Origin of the sequence: Pseudoalteromonas thalassia (genome assembly GCF_049257215.1) — a bacterium.
GTDB classification, from domain to species: domain Bacteria; phylum Pseudomonadota; class Gammaproteobacteria; order Enterobacterales; family Alteromonadaceae; genus Pseudoalteromonas; species Pseudoalteromonas lipolytica_C.
The window spans coordinates 15878-38703 of the sequence record NZ_JBMMUE010000014.1 but is presented as its reverse complement, the minus strand read 5'-3'; the positions used below and the strand labels follow the sequence as shown (position 1 = coordinate 38703).

24 protein-coding genes are annotated in these 22826 nt (G+C 42.2%); 8 read left to right on the top strand and 16 right to left on the bottom strand.

Annotation, left to right across the window (positions count from 1 at the left end):
- Nucleotides 1-28: 28 nt before the first annotated feature.
- From AAEU31_RS15690 to lexA, 4 genes are all read right to left on the bottom strand, one after another.
- Entirely contained in the window at nucleotides 29-559 is a 531-nt protein-coding gene (locus tag AAEU31_RS15690) for a cytochrome c oxidase assembly protein (RefSeq protein ID WP_235382589.1), read from the bottom strand.
- Complete coding sequence (gene ctaD / locus AAEU31_RS15685; RefSeq protein ID WP_235382590.1) at nucleotides 559-2151, bottom strand: cytochrome c oxidase subunit I; 1593 nt, start codon at nucleotides 2149-2151, stop codon at nucleotides 559-561. The genes AAEU31_RS15690 and ctaD overlap by 1 nt, the downstream gene beginning before the upstream one ends.
- Nucleotides 2148-3293, bottom strand: a complete 1146-nt coding sequence (gene coxB / locus AAEU31_RS15680) for a cytochrome c oxidase subunit II (RefSeq protein WP_138558522.1) — start codon at nucleotides 3291-3293, stop codon at nucleotides 2148-2150. Before coxB ends, ctaD begins: the two co-directional genes overlap by 4 nt.
- Nucleotides 3294-3730: 437 nt before the next feature.
- Nucleotides 3731-4348, bottom strand: coding sequence for a transcriptional repressor LexA (lexA, locus tag AAEU31_RS15675; protein ID WP_063702469.1), 618 nt, complete (start codon nucleotides 4346-4348; stop codon nucleotides 3731-3733).
- Between the two features lie 160 nt (nucleotides 4349-4508).
- On the opposite strand from lexA, the gene AAEU31_RS15670 reads away from it, so the two are divergent.
- Complete coding sequence (locus tag AAEU31_RS15670; RefSeq protein ID WP_421967695.1) at nucleotides 4509-4946, top strand: PaaI family thioesterase; 438 nt, start codon at nucleotides 4509-4511, stop codon at nucleotides 4944-4946.
- A gap of 7 nt (nucleotides 4947-4953) precedes the next feature.
- On the opposite strand, the gene AAEU31_RS15665 is transcribed toward AAEU31_RS15670, so the two are convergent.
- Entirely contained in the window at nucleotides 4954-5334 is a 381-nt protein-coding gene (locus AAEU31_RS15665; RefSeq protein ID WP_135922915.1) for a hypothetical protein, read from the bottom strand.
- 158 nt (nucleotides 5335-5492) lie between these two features.
- Between AAEU31_RS15665 and AAEU31_RS15660 the strand changes: the two genes are divergently transcribed.
- Nucleotides 5493-6218, top strand: a complete 726-nt coding sequence (locus AAEU31_RS15660) for a hypothetical protein (protein ID WP_138558521.1) — start codon at nucleotides 5493-5495, stop codon at nucleotides 6216-6218.
- On the opposite strand, the gene AAEU31_RS15655 is transcribed toward AAEU31_RS15660, so the two are convergent.
- Nucleotides 6193-6546 carry a VOC family protein gene (locus AAEU31_RS15655; protein ID WP_135922917.1) on the bottom strand — a complete coding sequence of 118 codons (354 nt, stop codon included), beginning with the start codon at nucleotides 6544-6546 and terminating at the stop codon, nucleotides 6193-6195. The genes AAEU31_RS15660 and AAEU31_RS15655 overlap by 26 nt on opposite strands.
- Before the next feature lie 115 nt (nucleotides 6547-6661).
- Between AAEU31_RS15655 and AAEU31_RS15650 the strand changes: the two genes are divergently transcribed.
- From AAEU31_RS15650 to AAEU31_RS15640, 3 genes are all read left to right on the top strand, one after another.
- Nucleotides 6662-7315, top strand: a complete 654-nt coding sequence (locus AAEU31_RS15650) for an endonuclease (RefSeq protein WP_421967694.1) — start codon at nucleotides 6662-6664, stop codon at nucleotides 7313-7315.
- Between the two features lie 100 nt (nucleotides 7316-7415).
- On the top strand, nucleotides 7416-9041 hold the full coding sequence (locus AAEU31_RS15645; RefSeq protein WP_235382593.1) for a S41 family peptidase: 1626 nt from the start codon (nucleotides 7416-7418) through the stop codon (nucleotides 9039-9041).
- Nucleotides 9031-9405 carry a hypothetical protein gene (locus AAEU31_RS15640; RefSeq protein ID WP_421967693.1) on the top strand — a complete coding sequence of 125 codons (375 nt, stop codon included), beginning with the start codon at nucleotides 9031-9033 and terminating at the stop codon, nucleotides 9403-9405. The genes AAEU31_RS15645 and AAEU31_RS15640 overlap by 11 nt, the downstream gene beginning before the upstream one ends.
- A gap of 39 nt (nucleotides 9406-9444) precedes the next feature.
- Here AAEU31_RS15640 and hmpA read toward each other — a convergent pair whose 3' ends face one another.
- Both hmpA and AAEU31_RS15630 read right to left on the bottom strand, forming a co-directional pair.
- Entirely contained in the window at nucleotides 9445-10608 is a 1164-nt protein-coding gene (gene hmpA, locus AAEU31_RS15635) for an NO-inducible flavohemoprotein (protein ID WP_421967692.1), read from the bottom strand.
- 20 nt (nucleotides 10609-10628) lie between these two features.
- A complete protein-coding gene (locus AAEU31_RS15630; RefSeq protein ID WP_421967691.1) occupies nucleotides 10629-11861 on the bottom strand; it encodes an NnrS family protein in 1233 nt (410 codons plus the stop codon).
- 156 nt (nucleotides 11862-12017) lie between these two features.
- On the opposite strand from AAEU31_RS15630, the gene norR reads away from it, so the two are divergent.
- Nucleotides 12018-13580: a nitric oxide reductase transcriptional regulator NorR gene (gene norR, locus AAEU31_RS15625; protein ID WP_421967690.1), complete on the top strand. Its 1563-nt coding sequence runs from the start codon at nucleotides 12018-12020 to the stop codon at nucleotides 13578-13580.
- Here norR and AAEU31_RS15620 read toward each other — a convergent pair.
- Nucleotides 13577-14470, bottom strand: a complete 894-nt coding sequence (locus AAEU31_RS15620) for a LysR family transcriptional regulator (protein ID WP_138558513.1) — start codon at nucleotides 14468-14470, stop codon at nucleotides 13577-13579. The two genes, norR and AAEU31_RS15620, sit on opposite strands and share 4 nt — an antisense overlap.
- A gap of 115 nt (nucleotides 14471-14585) precedes the next feature.
- Here AAEU31_RS15620 and AAEU31_RS15615 point away from each other — a divergent pair, with 115 nt between their 5' ends.
- The gene (locus AAEU31_RS15615; protein ID WP_421967689.1) at nucleotides 14586-15155 is read left to right on the top strand and encodes an NADPH-dependent FMN reductase; all 570 of its coding nucleotides are present in this window, start codon (nucleotides 14586-14588) and stop codon (nucleotides 15153-15155) included.
- A gap of 17 nt (nucleotides 15156-15172) precedes the next feature.
- Here the strand turns inward: AAEU31_RS15615 and AAEU31_RS15610 are convergent, their stop codons facing one another.
- On the bottom strand, nucleotides 15173-15619 hold the full coding sequence (locus tag AAEU31_RS15610) for a tellurite resistance TerB family protein (RefSeq protein WP_135922926.1): 447 nt from the start codon (nucleotides 15617-15619) through the stop codon (nucleotides 15173-15175).
- A gap of 175 nt (nucleotides 15620-15794) precedes the next feature.
- Between AAEU31_RS15610 and AAEU31_RS15605 the strand changes: the two genes are divergently transcribed.
- On the top strand, nucleotides 15795-16112 hold the full coding sequence (locus tag AAEU31_RS15605) for a hypothetical protein (RefSeq protein ID WP_421967724.1): 318 nt from the start codon (nucleotides 15795-15797) through the stop codon (nucleotides 16110-16112).
- Nucleotides 16113-16114: 2 nt separating this feature from the next.
- Here AAEU31_RS15605 and AAEU31_RS15600 read toward each other — a convergent pair whose 3' ends face one another.
- From AAEU31_RS15600 to fabR, 6 genes are all read right to left on the bottom strand, one after another.
- Entirely contained in the window at nucleotides 16115-16708 is a 594-nt protein-coding gene (locus AAEU31_RS15600; protein WP_253039432.1) for a hypothetical protein, read from the bottom strand.
- Between the two features lie 399 nt (nucleotides 16709-17107).
- Nucleotides 17108-17707 carry a 3-isopropylmalate dehydratase small subunit gene (gene leuD / locus AAEU31_RS15595; protein ID WP_138558509.1) on the bottom strand — a complete coding sequence of 200 codons (600 nt, stop codon included), beginning with the start codon at nucleotides 17705-17707 and terminating at the stop codon, nucleotides 17108-17110.
- A complete protein-coding gene (gene leuC / locus AAEU31_RS15590) occupies nucleotides 17707-19107 on the bottom strand; it encodes a 3-isopropylmalate dehydratase large subunit (RefSeq protein WP_421967688.1) in 1401 nt (466 codons plus the stop codon). The genes leuD and leuC overlap by 1 nt, the downstream gene beginning before the upstream one ends.
- Nucleotides 19108-19165: 58 nt before the next feature.
- Nucleotides 19166-20242: a 3-isopropylmalate dehydrogenase gene (gene leuB / locus AAEU31_RS15585; RefSeq protein ID WP_062568366.1), complete on the bottom strand. Its 1077-nt coding sequence runs from the start codon at nucleotides 20240-20242 to the stop codon at nucleotides 19166-19168.
- A complete protein-coding gene (leuA, locus tag AAEU31_RS15580; protein WP_063702502.1) occupies nucleotides 20239-21786 on the bottom strand; it encodes a 2-isopropylmalate synthase in 1548 nt (515 codons plus the stop codon). Before leuA ends, leuB begins: the two co-directional genes overlap by 4 nt.
- 371 nt (nucleotides 21787-22157) lie before the next feature.
- On the bottom strand, nucleotides 22158-22775 hold the full coding sequence (gene fabR / locus AAEU31_RS15575; RefSeq protein WP_135922932.1) for an HTH-type transcriptional repressor FabR: 618 nt from the start codon (nucleotides 22773-22775) through the stop codon (nucleotides 22158-22160).
- Between the last annotated feature and the right edge of the window lie 51 nt (nucleotides 22776-22826).

Genomic DNA, 22826 nt, shown 5'->3' with positions numbered 1-22826 from the left:
GCTCCCAATTAGCAATTAGCTTGGCGGCTTAATCGTTTTTAGCCACAACTTGCCCGCTAATATCAAACACGGTATAGGACAATGTCAGCTCTTCTACATCGTCGGGTAATTCCGTATCAACATAAAACAACAAGGTAAACTCAACTTCTTCGCCCGCTTTAAGTGGTTGTTGATCAAAACAAAAACACGCGATTTTATGTAAGTATTTTGCTGCTTTTCCCGGTGATACAGACGGAATAGCCTGCATCACTTTGTCGTTATTACTGGTGTTTTTTGCTGTAAACTTTACTTCTCGCATCGCTCCTGGTTGAACAACCACACTGTACTGAGCTGATTGCACATCAAAAGGCGCACCACTTTGCGCATGCGTTGTAAAACTCACATCAACTTGACGGTCTATGCTTACCGTTTCACTCTCTTTTGCTTGTTCGAGTGATGGCTTACCATTTAAACCTGTGACATCACAAAACACATCGTAAAGTGGCACCAATGCAAAGGCGAATGCAAACATACCTAAGCATGCTAACAACAGCTTTTTGAGCAAAGGTGCATGGTTCATTATTTGATCTCCGGCGGTGTTTCAAAGGTGTGATACGGTGCGGGCGAATCAACTTCCCACTCTAAACCTTCTGCACCGTCCCATACCTTAGCAGGTGCTTTTTCGCCGCCTCGTGCGCATTTAAAAACAACAAGCACGAACAGTAGCTGTGATAAACCGAAGGCAAAACCACCAATACTGATAATGGCGTTAAAGTCAGCAAATTGAAGGGCGTAATCAGGAATACGGCGCGGCATACCCGCAAGGCCAACAAAGTGCATAGGGAAGAACAACACGTTGACACTGATCAGTGATAGCCAGAAATGCCATTTCGCAAGTGTTTCGTTGTACATGTTGCCAGTCCATTTAGGTAGCCAGTAGTAGGCTCCTGCCATAATTGAGAACACAGCCCCTGTCACTAATACATAATGGAAATGCGCAACCACAAAGTAAGTATCGTGATACTGGAAATCTGCCGGTGTAATCGCCAGCATCAAGCCAGAGAACCCACCTAAGGTGAACAGCACAATAAAGGCAATGGCAAACATCATCGGAATTTCAAAGCTAATTGAGCCTCGCCACATGGTTGCAACCCAGTTAAACACTTTAACCCCAGTTGGTACCGAAATGAGCATGGTTGCATACATGAAAAACAGCTCACCGGCTACAGGCATCCCTGTGGTGAACATGTGGTGTGCCCATACAATAAAGCTCAAAAGTGCAATCGACGAGGTCGCATACACCATAGAAGCGTAGCCAAATAACTTCTTGCGTGAGAAGGTCGGCACGATGGTTGAAATAATACCAAATGCCGGCAAAATCATGATGTACACTTCAGGGTGACCGAAAAACCAAAAGATGTGCTGGAACATCACAGGGTCACCGCCCCCCGCCGCATCAAAAAAGCTGGTTGCAAAGTATTTATCGGTCAACACCATAGTGACCGCCCCTGCTAAAACAGGCATCACAGCAATCAACAAAAATGCCGTAATAAGCCAAGTCCACACAAACAGTGGTAACTTCATCCATGTCATGCCGGGCGCTCGCATATTAACGATAGTCACAATAACGTTAATCGCTCCCATGATTGAACTAATACCCATGATATGTACAGCAAACACAAACAAGGCTGTATTATCGTTACTATAGGTCGTTGAAAGTGGCGCATAAAAAGTCCAACCAAATGCAGGACCACCACCTGGCATAAGTAACGATGCCAACAAGATTAAAAACGCGAATGGTAAAATCCAAAAACTCCAGTTATTCATCCGTGGTAGCGCCATATCGGGTGCACCGATCATCATAGGCACCATCCAGTTAGCAAGCCCTGTAAATGCCGGCATTACCGCACCAAATACCATTATCAAACCATGCACTGTGGTCATTTGGTTAAAAAAGTGTGGATCGACTAGTTGTAAACCAGGTTGAAACAATTCAGCGCGGATCACCATTGCCATCGCGCCACCAATTAAAAACATAGTGAGCGAAAATATCAGGTATAAACTGCCAATATCTTTATGATTGGTGGTGTAAAGCCAACGTTTGAAACCTTTTGCAGGATGATGGTCATGATGCGCATGCTCAGTGGCTTGTTCATTAATAACGTTGCTCATTCTTTCGCCTCCGTTGCTGCATCGATAGCTGCTTGAATTTGACTTGGTTGAATCACATCGCCTGTGTCGTTACCCCATGCATTTCGCTTATATGTGATAACCGCAGCAAGTTGCTTAATTGAAAGCTGTTTATCAAATGCTTGCATCGCTGTACCCGGCTTACCATGTAATACGATGTCGATGTGGTCTTTTACATCTCCAAGCACAATTGGACTCCCCTTAAGAGCAGGAAACACTCCCGGCAAGCCCATTCCTGTAGGCTGATGACAAGCCGCACAACTTGCCATATAAACTTGCTCCCCAAGAACCATTAATTCTTCTTTCGGTAATGTTTGATCTAATAAAGCCGCATCAGCTGCTGCAGCATTGGCCTTTTCTTGCTTAGCTTCTGCTAGCCAGTTAGCAAATTCGTCTTCAGGCAACGCTTGCACAACAACAGGCATGAAACCATGATCTTTACCACACAACTCAGCACACTGACCCCGGTAGATGCCTGGCTCATTTATGCGTGTCCATGCCTCATTGATAAAGCCCGGGTTCGCATCTTTTTTAACCGCAAAGTCAGGCACCCACCATGAGTGAATAACATCATCTGAGGTCATTAGAAAACGAACTTTTTTATTGATAGGAAGTACTAAAGGCTTATCAACCTCAAGTAAGTAATGTTCTGTTTTGTCAGCTTGGTTATCTATTTGATCTTTTGGAGTAGATAGAATTGAGTAATAAGCAATTTCCTCGCCCATGTACTCGTAATGCCATTTCCACTGTGAGCCCGTTACTTTAATTGTAATATCGGCTTTAGAAGCATCTTCCATCGCTATCAGTGTTTTTGTAGCTGGAATTGCCATGGCGATTAAGATCACAAATGGTATGGCAGTCCAAAGAATTTCAACCTTGGTACTTTCGTGGAATTGTGCAGGCTTGGCTCCTTTCGACTTTCGATGGTGGATCAAAGCCCAAAACATCACCGCAAAAACGATGATGCCTATCACACAACAGATAATAAATATCGTCATGTGTAATTCATAAACACTATTACTTATATCAGTCACCCCTTTACGCATATTAAATTGGCTATTTGCCAATGCTAACTGCACAGGTGCGAGTAATATAAGCCACAAGGCATAACGCAGTTTACCCATGTGACGGCTCCTTTTAATGCTATTGCAAGACGCAAAGCGAAAAGGCGATACAACAAGGTGCCCATTCGTTTTTTTTATTGTTCAGAGCGACTACGTATCATTTTGACCCAGCGATGATACCAACCCTATGTTTAACACCTAGCACATTTGAGTGTATTTTTATTAATCAGGTGTTAATACACTGTATTAACCAATTAGTTAAAAAATGAGCAATAAGCAAGTTTTAGTAGTAATAAATGTTTATTTTGGTGCAAAAATAACAACTATAATCAGCGCGTTATTTTAAAATGAGAGGCAAAGTGAGAGTAAAAAAAGAGTGAAAAACTGCGCCATGTAAGGCTTTATACAAAGAGTAAGGGTTTACAAATCAATGCTAAATAATAAAAAACAAGCAACGCACCAAATTACAGCAATTTGGTGCACTATTTTAGAAACAGTTACATCCAGTCGGCATTGCGAATAACACCCACCGCTAACCCTTCAATATTGAAAGATTCATGCTCAAGATCAACTTCAATTGGCGAAAACTCTTCGTTTTCAGCATGTAAAAATACTTTACGCCCAGCTTTTTCAAGACGCTTAACAGTTACATCTTCATCAACACGAGCAACAACAACCTGACCATTTTCAGCAACTTGCGTTCTATGTACTGCGAGTAAATCACCATCCATGATGCCAATGTCTTTCATACTCATACCATTTACACGCAGTAAAAAGTCAGCCGCAGGTTTAAATAGTGAAGGATCAACCTGACAATGACTTTCAACATGTTCTTGCGCCAAAATGGGCTCACCCGCTGCAACTCGTCCAATTAAAGGTAAACCTAATTGCTCAGGTTCGTCTTCTTCAATTAATTGAATACCACGACTCGCCCCAGGCTTCATTTTGATCATGCCTTTTTTTGCCAGTGCTTTTAGATGCTCTTCGGCAGCATTGGCACTTTTAAAACCCAATGTTTGAGCTATTTCAGCACGCGTAGGTGGCATGCCTGTATCTTTAATAAAGACTTTAATTAGTTCTAAAATTTGCGATTGGCGTTTTGTTAATGGGCGCATACAACTGGTTTTCCATACAGTACATTTAACTGTGAGTATATACAGTTATCTGAAAATCGCAAATTTAAATTAACGCCATCATATTGCTACAAAACTAACATTGAACCAGGTATAAAGATGCCATAAGGTATTATTTTTAATTTGCACGCAAGGAAATACAATGAGTATTTGGCATCAACCAATCACACTAGAGCTTTGTAAAAGTTTAGAGCAAGGGATCACCGGGCAAGGTACTTTAATGAAAACCATGGGCATTGAGGTGAATGAAATTGGTGATGATTATTTAGTGGCGACTATGCCTGCCATTCCTGAGCATCATAACCCTATGGGCATGGTACATGGCGGAGCGAACGTTGTGTTAGCCGAGACAGTGGCAAGCTATGCGGCTAACTTTGTGGTTGATTTCAATAAATTTTATGCTGTTGGCCAAGAAATTAATGCCAACCATATGAAAGCATCTCGTAAGGGTGTATTAACGGCTACAGCAAAGCCTCTTCATTTAGGTAAGCGCACTTCAGTGTGGGATATTAAAATTACCAATGCCGCAGGAGAGCTTTGCTGCGTATCAAGAATGACCGCAGCTGTTGTAGAGCGCTAAGCTCAGGCTATTTTTCGACTGGATAAATCGTAATTTCAACCCCTGCGCCAATCGCTGAAATACGCAACAAAGTATCAGCATGCAGGGCTTGATTAAAACATTTTGGTGAAACGCCTGATTCAAAGCCAATATCAAATGTACGTTTAGAGCACGATAACCACTGCTTAAGAGCATTTCGTGAACACGATTCAATTAATTCACACAACTGATTAATCGCTTTGTCTGGTGTACTGATATCAGCAGCAGCCTCAATACGCGCTAGTTGACGGTATTCATCTTGGTCGTAATGTAAAACCATGGCATTTTTCTTTAAATCAGCAACAAGTGCACTAATATCGTGCTTTGATTCAAGCTCCAGATCCACATTTAAAAATTGAATTTCCGACATACTCTCGTTTTTACCCTCTATTGATATCGACTGAAACTTTAACTCAGTTTTGTATATATACCAAATCTAGAATACAGTTAATGCGACATTATGCCGCATTGGCAATACAGTTAAACAGCCTAAAATAGCTCCCATACAACAATAATAACGGAGTAATGATGAATAAACGCATGTTCAAATATGCTCGCAAAGGGCATAAATGGCTTGGCTATCTGCTAGCCATTCAACTACTTCTATGGCTATCGGGAGGCTTAGTAATGAGTTCACTCCCCCTCGAAAAAGTCCATGGTAAACATTTAGCAAAACGCAGTTTAGATAATCCATTTATGATGGCTGATTACACAGCATCAGTTGATCGGATAACCGCCCAATTTCAACAAATAAAAGCGATTAACTATAGTCACTTTTTAAATGCACCAACCATTGAAGTTACTACTGAGCAAAGCACTGTCAGCTTTAATGGTCATACTGGAGCTCCCATGGCAAAACCCAGTGAGGCTGAAATTATCGCGAACGCCAAAGCACACTTACTGATTGATGCCAATGTTTTGCAAGTACAGCAATTAAAACAAGGCCCCCGCGAAGCTGCACATAAACAAAACATATGGCAAGTTCGTTTCGATGATTGGCTTGCGACAACCATATATTTAGACAGCCAAAACGGTAAAGTCATCACTGTGCGCAGCACCCTGTGGCGTATTTTCGACTTTTTCTGGATGCTGCATATTATGGATTACGACGAGCGAGAAAACTTTAATAACCCACTGCTTATCAGCTTCTCAGCCACCAGCGTGCTGTTTTGTATTACCGGAATTATTTTGTTACTGCAAAACGTTCGTATAAAGCGTAAAAAACCAGCTACACGTGTTGGTCTATCAAAATAGGGTTGCCATCTGGGTCGGTGATAATAAAGCTCGCTTCACCGGCCTTTTGTATTGCTAAACCTTGCTGCTGAAAATGCAGAGCTAATTGCTCAAAAGTAGCAAACTCAGCCAACGTTTTAGCATTTTGATCCCAACCGGGGTTAAAGGTCAGCATGGTTTTATCAAACATTCCTTGAAACAAACCAATTAAATGTTCACCGTTTTTCATAATTAGCCAATGCTGCTCTATTTCGCCGGCAAACTCTTTAAAACCCAGCTTTTCATAAAACAGCTTAGAGGCATGGATATCTTTTACATTTAAACTCACAGAAAAAGCACCTAGTAACATAGTAGTAATTCCTTTAATGAAAACGGCCTAACAACTATAGCTGAGTTGAAAAACTTTTCCTTTTAGAATAGTCACTCTAAAATGAGCTTTCCTGTAGTTCACTGATGTGATGGATATGCGTTTATTTCTCTACTTTACCCTTTGTTTAATAATCAATTTCTCTGTAAATGCAGAGCAATTTTCAAGCTTTTCTAGTGCCAAAAAGCACTTAATAAAAACCCTACCAGACAATAGTAAAAGCCTTTACTGTGGATGTGACATAAAACGCCAAGGTAAGAAACTCGTACCAGATCCTAATGGATGTGGCTATATACCTCGAAATGCAATGACACGTTCAGGCAAAGAAAATGTTCGCGCAAAACGAATTGAGTGGGAGCACATAGTACCTGCGTGGGAATTTGGCCATCAGTTACAATGTTGGCAGAACGGCGGACGCAAAAATTGCCGAAAAGTCAGCGAAAAGTTCCGAAAAATGGAAGCTGATATCAATAATCTGGCACCTGCAATAGGTGAAATCAACGCTGATCGCTCTAATTTTCGCTATGGAATAGTCACATCCCATAGTCCTAAATACGGTGCTTGTCCTATTAAAATAGATTTTAAGCAACGGGTGTTTGAGCCTCCTATTTATGCACGAAAACGTATTGCTGATGCCTATTTCTACATGCAGCAAACCTACGGATTAAAAATTTCAAATAAACAACGACAGCTATTCGAGGCATGGCAACGACTTGAAGTGGCTCAAGTAAATGACCGTAAAGCACTCTAGTTTAGAGCAATAATGTTCATAAAAAAGGGGCGGCTATCTATTGCTATGGGCTATAGTTATTGATACGTTTTAAGCAAATATTTACAGGAAAGTAATTCATATGTTTAATTGTAATAAACTTGCTCTAGCGGTGTTTCTGGCAGTGTCTGGCTTCTCTTTAACAGGATGCGGAGGAGGAAGTGGCTCGTCTGATAGTACAACTAATCCGCCACCGCCAACAACTTCTGAGCCATCTTGGACGGCAGGAGTTTTCGCCCCATCAAGTGAATTTAAAAACCAATGTGCGGTTCCTCGAACAGGCAATGACCCTTACAATAATAATAGACCTTACCCAGATACTGCTGGCAGTGAGTTTACAGAAAAAATGTGGTTACGTTCATGGAGTGATGAAACTTACCTTTGGTACGATGAGATTGAAGATAACGACCCAGACAACTTCAACTCTGTCGCCGCTTATTTTGCGCAATTAAAAACATATCAAACAACTGACTCAGGGGCATATAAAGATAACTTCCACTTCAGTCGCCCAACCGAAGAGTACTATAAAGAAGCACAATCAGGCGTGGTTTCTGGCTACGGTATTAACTGGGCATTTTTAAGCAATGTCCCCCCTCGTGAATTACGTATTGCTTATTTAGAAGATGATTCACCAGCTAAAAATGTCGGATTACAGCGCGGTGATACTATTTTAATGGTCGATGGCGTTAGTATTAACACTAATACCCAAGAAGGCGTAGATATTTTAAATGAAGCGCTTTTTGGACCAACAGCGGGTGATTCGCATAACTTTGTTGTGCGCAGTAACGATGGCAGTGAAAAATCATTCACACTTGTAGCGGGCAATATCGCGCAAACACCTGTTCAGAATGTTAATACCATCACTACCGCCAATGGTACAAAAGTCGGCTATATGCAATTTAATAGTTTTATTAGTATTGCTCAACCAGAGCTGATAAGCGCTGTTAACAAGTTTAAAAGCGATAACATTGACGAGCTAGTAATTGACTTTAGGTATAATGGTGGCGGCTTATTAGCGTTATCATCTCAGCTTGCTTACATGGTTGCCGGCCCAGCTAATACTGATGACTATTACTACTATCAAACCATCAAAAACGACAAGCAACCACAAGAGGCTCCTTACCCATTTATTGACCGTGAAATAGATTACTCTACATTTCAAACAACCAATAGCCGACTTCCTGATCTCAACTTATCTAAAGTATATGTACTAAGTACAGCAGGAACTTGTTCTGCGTCAGAAGCGTTTATAAATGGTTTAAAAGGTATAGATGCAGAAGTCGTACTTATTGGTGATACGACCTGCGGCAAGCCTTATGGCTTTACACCCACTCATAATTGCGCCACCACTTACTACACTATCCAATTCTCTGGAGCTAATGATAAAGGCTTTGGGGAATATGCTGACGGTTTTAAACCAACTCCTTCACCTCAGTTTGATGCAGATGTTAAAGGCTGCGTAGTTGCTGATGATTTTGATAACAAACTAGGTGATACACAAGAACGCTTATTTTCAACAGCAATACATCATATTGAGAATGGCAGCTGTCCAATTGTTGTACAAACAAATAGCATCAAACAACCAAGCTTTGCCTCTCAAGCAGAACAAGCCAGTGGAATCCCACTTTCTTATAAACAACCGCTTTATAAGGAAAACATGGACTTAACACGTCCATCTCCGGCTAAGGACGACAACAATGAACAATAAAGCACTTTTCACTTGCGCACTATTAGTGAGTTTAACGGGCTGTAAAAGCACCCAAGCAGAGGAGCCACAAAACGCCACGTTAACGCGCGTAAATCCTGGCGTAATCACTGAAATACAACAAGCGATTCAATCAGCTAAAGGGGGCGCATTGGTTACTTTAGCTGATAACGTGTTTACTAAAAGTGCTGAACTATTGATAGATCATGGAACAAATAAAGGGCCTGATGGCTTGCCAATTATGGGCGCTCATTCAATTCCTTCTGAGAAGTTTGTGTTGCAAAAGGCGGGCGAGCAATGTCAGCTTTACTACCCCAAAAAAGAGCTGCGAGTACCACTACCAAATGTAGAATGTGAAGCAGAATAGACAATAAAGGCGCAGTAACACACTGCGCCTTTCGTTGTTTTATAACTGTTGATGGGGGCCAAACACCTCATAATGAATTCGCTCACTTGCAACCCCTAAACTAAGTAGCTGCTCTTTTATCATTGCCATAAATGCGATTGGACCACACAGGTAAAAATCACCTTTACTAATTGGTAAGCTGGCAGCAATGTGATTTACATCCATCAAACCCGCAAAATCTCCCCCCTTGCCATCTTTAAACCAAGTAACACAATGTAATGAAGCGTGCGCTTGCTGTTGTTTTAATAAATACTCTTTAAAGGCAAACTGCGTCTCACTGTCACAAGCATGCAGGTAATGAATTGGCTGGTTATGTTGATTACTTAATAATGTCTCGAGCATGGCCATCATTGGGGTTTGACCAACACCTGCCGAAATCAACACGACAGGAAAATCAATTTCGCGAAGCACAAAGTCTCCCGCGGGTGGGTAAACCTCTACCTCATCTCCCTCTGTTAAGCTATGTAAGTAATTAGATACTAAGCCTTCTTTTTTCACGCTAATTCGATAATTTCGACCGTTACTTTGTTGCGACAATGAGTATTGCCTAACTTGAGTTAAGTCGCTGTTTGCTGGCGTTACTTTTATCCCTAAATATTGACCCGGTAAATACGCCACAACAGGTTTTGCATCGACAGGTGTTAATGTAAAACTACATATTTGCGCTGATTCCATCCGTTTTTCTGTAATGGTGAAAGTACGGGTACCGAACCAGCCTCCCGGCGCCTTTTTGGTCGTTTGGTATAACGCCATCTCTTCGGTGATACATACATCCGCTAATAAAGAATAAGCTTCACTCCATGCGTACTCGACCTCAGGGGTAAATTGCTCAGGCAGTAACTCTTTTAAAGTTGCAATCAAATGCCCACCAACAATAGGGTAATGCTCTGGCAAAATATGATAGCTGGTGTGTTTGTGATTAATGCGCGCAAGCGCTCCTTTTAACACTGCCAAGTTATCAATATTTGCAGCATAGGCCGCCAAAGCATTAAACAACGCGAATTGCTGAGTGCCCGATTGCTGATGTGTCATATTAAAAATATTTTTAAGCTCTGGGTTGTAGCTAAACATACGATCATAAAAATATTCCGTAACTTGAGGTCCTGCTTGTGCAAGCAAAGGCACAGTACTTTTAACAATCTGGATCGTTTTTTCAGATAACATAGTTTTTCCTATTGGAGAGGTTAACCGCGGCGACCATCAACACGACGATTGACTAAAATGGGCGCACAATGAAATAAAAATAAGCTAAAGCCAGCAACCCAAAGCAAAGCACTTAACTGCCACGCAAGGTGATGACCTAAAAAAACAGGGAGTAACGAGCGCACAATGGCAGCTAGTGCAATGAGTAAAAATGCCAAACTAATAAACGCAGGAGCTTGTAATGCGCGCCCAGTATGACCGTGAGAGACACGTATCATCATGGCAATTATCATTAAACCGATGGTGCCAACAGTGATCAGATGAAGCGCGTCTTTGAATAATATAATAGGGCTGAAATAACTGAGCGCGATAAGCACTAAACCAACCGATAAAGCCCAATAAGCCAAGTGTAATGCCCATAGCAAAGGCACTTTTAAAATCCCTTTATGCCACCACACAATACACCGAGCACCATGTAAACAAGCAAGCCAAGCAAAAACCCAACCAGTACTCATCGCGCTAAAAAATAGCTGACTCATAAAGAACCATGTAATGGCGAACAATGAGCTAAATAGGACTAATTTATCGAGCTTGGGGGTTCTAACTTGTTCACTTAAGCTAAGACCGCGAGCGGTAAAAAATGGCACAACTCGCCCAGCGACAACACCAACCAGCAGCGTCATGATAAGTACGCCAGTATCAACAACCCCCAGTGCCAGCAACATTTTATTAAGCACAACTAAGCTCAAAAAAATCACATTGAGTGCACAGAGCAAAGATGCGATGACAATAAATAAATAGTTATGGCGGCTTTTCGCCTGTATCAGCATGTCAGCTAGAATAATAATTCCAGCCAGCCACCAAACGAGTTGTAATGCACTTACAATATAAAGATTTAGCTGCTCGAACCCTGCAATATCAATAAAAAAACTAAGTCGTGCAGCAAGCCAAATTATGCTCAGCAAACAGAGCTTTATGCCACTTACACTCGCCACGCCTGTCCATGTTTGTGCAGCGGTGAGCAAAAAGCCCATAGCAACGACCCCTGCAAAACTAAACAGCATTTCATGAGCATGCCAAAGTGTTGCGGGCATTGTTAGGTGCCACTGTGCATAACCCGCCAAGACTAAAAACCAGTAACTCATTGCAAACACAGCTAAGGCACCAGCTGCCAAGAAAAAAGGCCGAAATGCTAATGCCCATAACGGCCACTGGCTGAGTTGATAAAATTTGATTTTAGTTGGCATAGGTTCAGTTAAATTAATGACTTTCATTAGTGCACTCAGGGTTTAATTTCCCTAACTAATGCACAGTTCAAGCCAGAAATAAAAACTATTAAATATCAGTTAATTAAACTTTAACGCTTGATAAAAAAGTCAAAATGACACACCATTAAAAGCATCAAAAAAACTTATTCAGGTCAAATTGACATGGCGTTAAAAAAATCCCTTCTTGATGTTGCTCTTGCACTTACCAAGGCAAGCAGCGTTGATCACAATTTCAGCTATTTGTTGAGTTGCATTAATGATTGGCTTGAATGTGATGCCGTTGCCTTGTTATTGAAACAAGGCGATGTGTTGAAGCCCGTAGCTCAGCATGGATTGTCGGACGATACGTTAGGAAGGCGCTTTAAAATAGCAGAGCATCCTCGCTTATTTGAAATATGCCGTGGCAGTGAGCCGTTAAAATTTGCCAAAGATTGTGGCCTACCCGACCCCTACGATGGTTTATTACAAAGCCAGCATGGAGACTTTCCTGTTCATGCCTGCATGGGCGTGCCACTGCTGAGCAGCAAAGACAACACTGAATTACTCGGTGTTTTAACCTTTGATAGTTTAGATGAACATGCCTTTGACGCTTTAGCAATAAACGAGCTCAATCAACTAAAACAGCTAGCAGCAGGCTATGTTGAGCATGCCATAACCTTGCAGCATCTTTTGCAACACGCACAGCACAGCCATCAAGTTGCACAACAGCTTAATCTTGAAGCGCTAACACGAGAAGGTGTCGAAATTATTGGCAATAGCCAAGCAATGCAGACCCTTAAAAATGATATCCAGCTCGTAGCTGCCTCAGAATTTAGCGTATTGATACAAGGCGATACAGGCGTCGGTAAAGAGCTGGTTGCACGCAATATCCATTTAAACTCAAAACGCCGTGATATGCCGTTGATCCACTTAAACTGCGCATCATTACCAGAAAACTTAGCCGAAAGTGAATTTTTTGGTCATAGTAAAGGCGCGTTTACTGGCGCACATACTGCGCGTCAGGGTAAGTTTCAACTTGCCGATGGCGGCACGCTATTTTTAGATGAAATCGGCGAGCTTCCGCTTGCTATGCAAAGTAAGCTATTGCGCGTTTTACAAAGCGGTGAATTACAAACCGTGGGAGAAGACCAAAGCCGTTATGTCGATGTTAGAGTGATTGCAGCAACCAACCGAAACTTAAAACAAGAAGTCGCTGCAGGACGCTTTCGTGCAGACCTTTATCACCGATTAAGCGTCTACCCATTGCATGTTGCACCATTAAAAGAGCGCGACAACGATGTTATTTTGCTGGCAGGATTTTTTGTTGAACAAACGTCTAAAAAACTAGGGATTAAACAACTTAAGCTAAGTAGCGATACACAATTACTGCTGCGCCAATATGATTGGCCGGGCAATGTGAGAGAGCTTGAACATGTGATCAGCCGCGCGGCACTCAAAGCCAAGCAGCTGCAATGGCAACAAAGCATTGTCACTATCGAGCCTGAGCATTGTGATATTGCTAAAACAGCGGTTGCTAAACCAAGCCCAATTGCTGTTAACGAACAAAAAACCACTCGCTTATCGCTGAAAGAGGCAACCGATGCGTTTAGCTATCAGTTGATTATGCAACAGCTTGAGTTAAATAACCTAAACTGGGCGGCCACAGCACGCAGTTTAAGCGTTGATAGAGCCAACCTTGTGCGCCTAGCCAAACGGCTAGGCATTAGCGTTAGAAAGTCTGTTTAAGCTTTTAACGCTTTAAAATACGCTTTTAAAAGCTGACTAAATGCTTGTACTTTGGCTGTGCGATGCACCAAGTGATGTGTCACCAGCCAAAGGTCTGTTGGCCAGTTTAGCTCTTTAGGAAGCACTGGCAGCAGATCAGGGTATTGGCTTGCCACTTCATGCTGTAGACCACCAATTCCTAAGCCTCTGACAATCGCCCGTGTTGCTTCTGATGTTTCAGACACCCTTAACTTAATTTGCGCCGGCTCAATGTGCTGATCTACCCATGCAAAATAAGGGACTTTACCGTTATAGCCAGCCACCCCAGATACAAAACTATGCTGCTGCAACTGCTGAAGGTTTTTTGGCATACCATACTTTTCAATATAGCTCTTAGAAGCATAAAATCCTGATGAAAGCTCAGCTAAATGCTGGGCAATATAGTCACCTTCGTCAGGGCGAGGGCCCGCTCGCACAGCAATATGCGCTTGACCGTGGTCAAGACGTAAACGGTTTTGATCAAGAATAACTTCGAGTTGCACTTGCGGGTGCAAACTTTGAAACTGCTCACACACATCGCTCAGCACATCAATAAAACCACTGACCGTAGTTAATAATAAACTGCCTCGCAATTGGCTATCAGCAGCAACAATATCGTTATGAAGCTTTTCAAGTTCAGCGTTAATCGATTTCGCAGTAGCAAACAATTTAGCGCCAATTTCTGTCACTGTATAACCCCGAGCATGACGGTGAAATAACCGCGCATCAAGGTTATCTTCTAAATTGTTGATTCTTCTGAGCACTGTACTGTGATGAACACCCAATGATTCAGCAGCGGCAGTTAACGTGCCGAGTCTTGCCACCTCATAAGCGACTTTTACATCTTGCCAATCATCAAATTGAATCGCCATAACGGCTCCTTGTGTGCATATACGCACATAAGTTTTGCGTTTATTTGGCTTTTCTGCAAGCTGTTTTTTGCTAAAGTGAGCATATCAACAGTGAAGCTTAAAAAAGGAAGCCATCATGACAGCACCAAAAATTATTGCCCTAGCAGGCAGCCTACGTAAAGACAGCTTTAATCAAAAACTGATTAATGAAGCTGCACGCTTCGCCCTCGAAAGTGGTGCTGAAGTAGAAGTGATTAAATTAAGTGATTTAAACTTACCTTTATTTGATGAAGATATTGAAGCGCAAGGTACACCTGCTGGCGCACAATTATTAAAAGATAAGCTTCGCGCTGCTGATGGCATTTTATTAGCAAGCCCAGAATATAATGGCTCAATTACAGCGCCACTTAAAAACGCAATCGATTGGGCATCTCGTACAGAGCAAGGTGCAGTACCTGCATTTCGCAATAAAGTTACAGCACTTTATGCAGCTTCGCCGGGTGGTTTAGGTGGCTTACGTGGTTTAAATCACGTACGTGATATTCTATCGGGTATTGGTAGTTTAGTGCTTGCCGATCAACTCGCAGTGGCTGCTATCCACACTAAATTAGATGAGCAAGGCCGCATCAGCGATGCTGATACAGCCGAAAAAGTTGCTAGCCTTGCCCAGCAACTTGTCAGCGTAGCGAGCAAATTAAATAAGTAAGCCTGATTTAATAGCCCTTAGCTTAGCTTTGTCGCTGCTAACTTAGCAGCGATAAAGTCTTCATGGGTTACATACAGTAAGCTTGCGACGCGGCGAATAACCATTTCTTCATGCTTATCTAAATTGCCATCAGCGTAGGCCAAACGCCACAACAGCTCGATAATATCAATACGTTGCTCGGCACTGCACTGAGCATTAATTTGCTTAGAAAACTGAAAGTAATCAATAGCATCATCTAAGCTTTGTGAAGCACCATCAATAAGCTCTTCAACAGCTTCATCTGTTAAAGAAAAATATTTTTTTAAGGTCTCATTCAGGGTCTGTTGCTCATCATCCTGTAATTCATCATCGGCACGCATAACCTCAATTAACAGCGCAGCAACAGCAGTTTTGAGATCATGCTCACTGATACTAGATTGCGACTCACTCATAGTTGAAAAAAGTTGTTTTATTTTGTTGAGCATCACATTTGTCCCCTATGGGTGTTAGACTACGTATAAGACATTACGTTACCTTAGTTTGACTATGGATGCTAATTCAGGTTCAACATCATTATGAAACAAGGTTTTAATCACATGGAGTTAAGTGTTTATGAGTGAAGTGAGAAGTACACCAGCACTATTAATTAGCGCCTTTTTAATGTTAGTGGTTTGCAGTAATGCGCACGCAGCAAAAGACGAAACAGAAAAGCTCTACGATTTCGACGAAAAGGTGCACTACTATCAAACCAAACTAGCAGATGGCCGCTATCATCTAGAAATTCAATCGGATGATTACGCACACTTCAAAAACCAAAGCGTTTTTTTATTACGTCACGCAAGTCGGCTCTGTAAAGATGAACCGTTTATGTTAAGAGTGACTGATGGGGTGCAGGAGTATGAACGTTTTCCAACTAAACCACGTGCCTATCAGCCACCTTTAACGGTTGTTTTGCAATGTGAAGACGAAGCTAAATAGTACTAGTCTTCATATCCCCATGGTGCGCTTGGCGGCGTAATCGGTTTAGTTAAATCAAAATCAACGCGAAACTCACGTCCTTCACGTACTAAGCGATACGTAAATTGCTTTGGATAAATATACATTTGCCACGTGTTACCCATTGATTGGGGAATACCTTGGCTTGCAAACAATTCTTTTGAATATTGATCAGCCGGGAATGACTGCGCATTAGCAAACCCCGCATCAAGGGTATGACCACCATACATGGTTGATTTGTCATCGCTGCCATCTTCATGGCGATGATCATGCTTTAAACTAAGTCCACTGCCCGTTTTTGTGATGATCCAAGTACGAGATGCATCATCACCCACATGAAATGGCACTTGTAACTCACGCTCGTTACAACGACGTACATGCATTACTAACTTTTTGCCCGCAAACGAGCTAGGGCCTGCAGCGTTATCAACGCTCACTTTACCTTCGTAAGCTTTACCGCAATGGGCCGCAATGTTATCAAAAAAGCCGTCATGGCTTGGAATTGACACTAACGGCGCAGGTCGTGCAGCCGCTACTGATGATGCTGCTACGAGTATCGATGCCACTAAGTATTTCATGGTGTGTTCCTTTATTTGAATTATAATGTCGCTAGCCTAGCCTGCCCCTAAGCAGAAAGGAAATAAATTAGCTAAACAACCTAAAACCATCTGGTGAGCACGCTCATATAGCGCCAACAAATTGCAATATAAAACAACTACTAAAAATGACTGCGCTCATACAAAAAACTAAACCATTAATTCTTAAGCAGATTTAAATACATGAGTATCATTTGCAGAAATAGCACAGACAATTTAAACAGCTGAGTTATTTTATTTTGACTACTAGACTAATAAAGAGTGCCAATCACCAAAAGCAAAGCTTCTATCAATCATAACCTTACATAGTTATTGGCTAAAATGTTCCCAAAAATAAAAACGCGGCTCTCGCCGCGTTTAAGTTCCACATGTAAAACCTACTTATTGCCAAGGACGTTCAGCTTTAAGTTGCTGCTCAAAGGCATCGATTTGGCTGTTAAGTGTTTCAGTCACACCGATAAAGTCTAAGCCGCTTAATAAGCGCTCTTTAATATCATGGCGAATATCAAAGTGAATAGTGTCAAACTTATCGCTACGAAGTTGTTGGTTTTCTAAATCAACTTCAATATGAATATCATCATGCTGTTCACTCAGTACAAATAATTGCTCAAGTGTTTGTGCCGGTAATGCGATAGCAAGCATTTGATTATTGCCGCAGTTATTAAAGAAAATATCGGCAAAGCTTTCCGCTAAGATAACTTCAAAACCATATTGCTTTAATGCCCATGGCGCGTGCTCGCGCGATGAACCACAACCAAAGTTGTCGCGAGTTAAAAGAATTTGCGCACCTTGGTAACAAGGACGGTTCAAAATAAACTCAGGATTTGGCTCGCCGTTATCTAAATAACGCCAATCATAAAAAAGCGCCGCATCAAAACCATCACGGCTGGTCGACGTTAAAAACTGCTTTGGAATAATTTGGTCAGTATCAACATTGTTTTTATCTAACGGGGCCATTAAGCCACTAAAAAATACGCTCATTAGGCTTCTCCTCTGATATCAACAAAACGACCATGAATTGCCGCTGCCGCAGCCATTGCTGGGCTCACTAAGTGCGTGCGTCCACCGCGACCTTGGCGACCTTCAAAGTTACGATTTGAAGTAGATGCACAGCGTTTACCAGCTTCTAATCTGTCATCATTCATTGCTAAGCACATTGAACAACCCGGCTCACGCCATTCAAAACCAGCCGCTTTGAAGATATCAGCAAGGCCTTCGTCTTCGGCTTGTTTTTTAACAAGGCCAGAACCTGGAACAATCAGTGCTTCAACACCCGCTGCAACTTGCTTACCTTCAACAATCTGCGCGGCAGCACGTAAATCTTCAATACGGCTATTTGTACATGAGCCAATAAATACGGTATCAACAGTCGCTGAAGATAATTTATCACCCGCTTTTAAGCCCATATATTTTAGTGCGCTACGAATTGCATCAGCTTTGATTAGATCTGGTTCTTGCTCAGGATCAGGAATACATTCATCTACGCCAATCACTTGCTCAGGGCTGGTACCCCAAGTAATTTGCGGTTGAATGTCAGCAGCCTCCAATTCAACAACATAATCAAACTCTGCGCCTTCATCAGTTTTTAGTGTTTGCCAGTAGGCAACGGCACTATCAAAGTCCGCACCTTGTGGTGCAAATGGGCGACCTTTTAAATAATCATAAGTTGTTTGATCTGGTGCGATTAAACCCGCTTTTGCGCCCATTTCAATACTCATATTACATAGCGTCATGCGCGCTTCCATAGACAGCGCTTCGATTCCTTCACCACAAAATTCAGCAACATAGCCTGTACCACCCGCAGTGCCTAATTTACCGATCACTGCCATGATTAAATCTTTAGCAGTAACAGTTGGACGTAGGCGACCATTTATTTGAATTTTTAACGACTTGGCTTTTTTCTGCTGTAACGTTTGAGTGGCTAGAACATGCTCAACTTCTGAAGTACCTATACCGTGCGCTAGTGCACCAAATGCACCATGGGTAGAGGTATGGCTGTCACCACACACAATAGTTGTGCCCGGTAAAGTAATGCCCTGCTCAGGCCCCATTACATGCACAATACCTTGATTAATCGAATTTAAATCATAAAGTTGAATACCAAACTCTTTACAGTTTGCATCCAGTGCCATTAATTGATTTTTCGACACTTCACTCGCAGCATCTAATGAGCGGCTTTTTGTTGAAACGTTATGGTCCATGGTCGCAAAGGTTTTTTCTGGGCAACGTACTTTGCGGTTTTTCTCACGTAAACCAGCAAAGGCTTGCGGCGATGTAACTTCATGAACTAGGTGACGGTCGATATAAAGTAAATCGGTTTGATCATTAATGCTGGCGACTACATGAGCTTGCCAGATTTTATCGTATAAGGTTTGGGCCACTTGCTATTCCCTCATTTTAGTTACGCTGAGTGACGAGCTCAGCGCAAACAATTTTTAATTAAATACGTGCCACAATTGCCGCAGCAACATCACTGGTGGTGTACCCTGCATTTGGGTAGATATCTGGCGTACCAACACCGGCTTCAACTGCTTCTGCTACCGCTTTTTCAATGGTACGAGCCGCTTCATCTTGACCTAGTGAGTAGCGCAGCATAAGCGCAGCACTTAAAATTTGTGCGATAGGGTTTGCTACCCCTTTACCAGCGATATCTGGTGCTGAGCCACCAGCTGGCTCATATAAACCAAAGCCAGACTGATTCAAACTTGCTGATGGTAATAAGCCCATAGAACCTGTGATCATCGCGCACTCATCAGACAAAATGTCGCCAAATAAGTTATCGCAAAGTAGTACATCAAACTGGCTTGGCTGTTTAACTAACTGCATCGCCGCGTTATCAACATATATGTAGTCAAGGCTCACTTCTGGATAGTCTTTACTCACTTCAGTGACCACTTCACGCCAAAGTACGCTTGACGCTAACACATTCGCTTTATCAACCGAAGTAACGTGATTGCTACGCAGCTTAGCAGCTTCAAATGCAAAGCGGGCGATGCGCTCTATTTCTTTACGTGAGTATGTTTGGGTATCGAAAGCGGCTTCTTGCTCCCCTTCGCCACTGCGGCCTTTTTCACCGAAATAAATACCGCCGGTTAACTCGCGCACACATAAGATATCAAAGCCTTGTGCGCTGATATCTGCACGCAGTGGTGATGCAGCGCTCAGTGCTGGTAATAATTGTGCTGGGCGTAAATTACAGAACAAACCAAAATGCTTACGAAGTGGCAACAACGAAGCTCGCTCAGGTTGCTCATTCGGTGGTAAGTTTTCCCACTTAGGGCCACCTACCGAACCAAATAAAATCGCATCGGCATTTTCACAAGCACTAAGAGTGCTTTGCGGCAGTGCCTGACCAAACTCATCAATGGCAGCACCACCAATCGCGTGGTGATGACGAGTCAAAGTAAAACCAAACTTTTCGCTTACAGCATCCAAGACGGTTTCTGCTGCTGCCATAACTTCTGGACCAATCCCGTCGCCTGCTAATACTGCGATACTGTAATTCGATTGACTCATCCTGCTTTCCTCTGTTGTTTTAAATCAGACACTTTTTGTGCACGATAAATTAAGTTATAAACGCGGATCATGGCGCGTACTGACGCTTCAACCACATCCGCTGCAATGCCCGCGCCGTGATAAGGGCGGCCATCGTATTTAGCGATAATATTCACTTGCCCTAGTGAGCTGGCACCTTGGCCTGTTGCTTCTAGGTTGTATTCAATCATTTCGACCGACATACCCGTTAAGCGCTCAATTGCTAAGAATGATGCTTCAACAGGACCATTACCCGTTGCTGCCTCTTGCTTAGACTCGCCATCAATTGTCATGCCGATTGTTGAGCTCGCCACTGATTGCGAGTTAGACGTAGAGTTAACAAACTCAAGTTGGTACTTCTCATCTTTATCTTTGATTTGATTAAAGTAAATCATCGCTTCTAAGTCGTAGTCATACACAGTGCCTTTTTGGTCTGCTAATGCTAAGAAACTTTCATACAAGCTATCCATATCATAATCAGATTTTTGATAGCCTAACTCTTCTAAACGATGCTCAATAACATGACGACCTGAACGCGAGGTCATGTTTAATTGGTTATTTGGTACACCGACACTTTCTGGCGACATAATTTCGTAAGTGTTTTGCGCTTTTAATACGCCGTCTTGGTGGATTCCTGAGCTATGAGCAAAGGCATTTTCACCAACAATTGCTTTGTTTGGCTGCACTGGCATGTTACAAATCTTCGCGACTTGGCGCGAAGCACGGTATATTTCTTCACTGCGAATATCGGTATGCACTTTTAAGTGGTCTTCACGCATCTTCATGATCATCGCCACTTCTTCAAGCGAGCAGTTACCTGCACGCTCACCAATACCATTAATCGTACATTCGATTTGGCGAGCACCGGCTTGTACTGCAGCGATTGAGTTAGCAACCGCTAAACCTAAATCGTTATGGCAATGCACGCTTAAACGCGCCTTGTCGATATTTGGCACATTGTTCATTAAGTGATGGATCATCGCAGCATATTCGTCTGGCGTTACATAGCCCACGGTGTCAGGTAAGTTGATAGTTGATGCACCCGCATCAATAGCACTTTCAACGATACGGCATAAATCCCAATGCGGTGTGCGGCCAGCATCTTCACAAGAAAATTCAACGTCATCCGTGTAGTTACGCGCAAGTTTAATCGACTTAACAGCCATCGCTGTTGCATCGTCTAAGCTCATACGTAATTTGTGCTCAAGGTGTAATGGGCTGGTTGCGATAAAGGTATGGATACGGCCTTGCTCTGCCGGGCGAAGTGCTTCACCACAGGCTTCTATGTCTTTTGCTACAGCGCGAGCTAAACCACAAATAATCGGCCCTTTCACTTCAGTCGCAATTCGCTGTACTGAGCGAAAATCCGCCGGGCTTGATACCGGAAAACCTACTTCCATTACATCCACATTTAAGCGGCTAATGGTATGCGCAAGTTGAATTTTGTCGTCTTCGGTTAGGCTTGCTTTTAATGCTTGCTCACCATCACGTAACGTTGTGTCAAAAATCCAAACCTTATCTTTCATAAAACTGTCCTCGTTCCCAATGACCCATTAGCGAGATAAAAAAAACCCCGCGTTTGCGGGGTTTTTTAATGTTCTACAAATGCAAATACACTAAGCCCCGCTCACTGATTTAAGCAGTAAGAGGTTTAGTTTTAATGTAATTAAACGAATTATTTGCATTGTATTTATCTAAATGTGTGTTCAGTGAGCTGTATTTTTAACATTCAAAAAACCAGCTTGCAAGCATAATTTTTTCAAAAATCACATTTTTATTTACATAAAATAGGAAAAACAAACCTAAATAATCATTAAAAATGAATATAATATCCAAAACTAATGAGAACGGCGTTTAAATATTCGTTCAGCAATCACTGTATTGTTTAGATTAACTTTTAAGATTGATGGTTATCACGTACATACAAAGTTGCACCGCGGGCAATATAACGTAATTGCCAGATCAGTCGCTCTACTAATTCTTCACGTTGCTGGCCTTCGATATCTAACGCTTCAGCACCTGCATTAAAAACGAGCGTAACCATGGCTTCTGCTTGAATATAAGCATGAGTCGCATCGCAAGGAGTTTCGCTTTCAAGATAATGGGCAAGCTCTAAAATAAAGTGTTTAATTTCGCGTGCTACTGCAGCACGAAATGCTTTTGAAGTGCCAGAGCGCTCACGTAATAGCAGCCTAAATTGGTTACTTGAATTATCTATAAACTCCATAAAAGTCACTATGGAAGTACTTATAACGCTGCCACCACTGGCGATTCGGCGACGAGCTTGACGCATTAGTTGACGTAACGTTAATCCGGCTTCATCAACCATGGTTAAACCAAGTTCATTCATATCTTTAAAGTGGCGATAAAAAGAGGTTGGCGCTATCCCTGCTTCACGGGCAACTTCACGTAAGCTTAGGTTTGAAAAACTATGATCTGCACTTAGTTGATTAAATGCAGCTTCAATTAGTGCTTGTCGTGTTTTTTGTTTCTGTTGTGCCCTAACACCCGACATGGAAACTCCCAGCGTGAACTTTTAATGATTTTCGGTTAATGAGACAGTCTA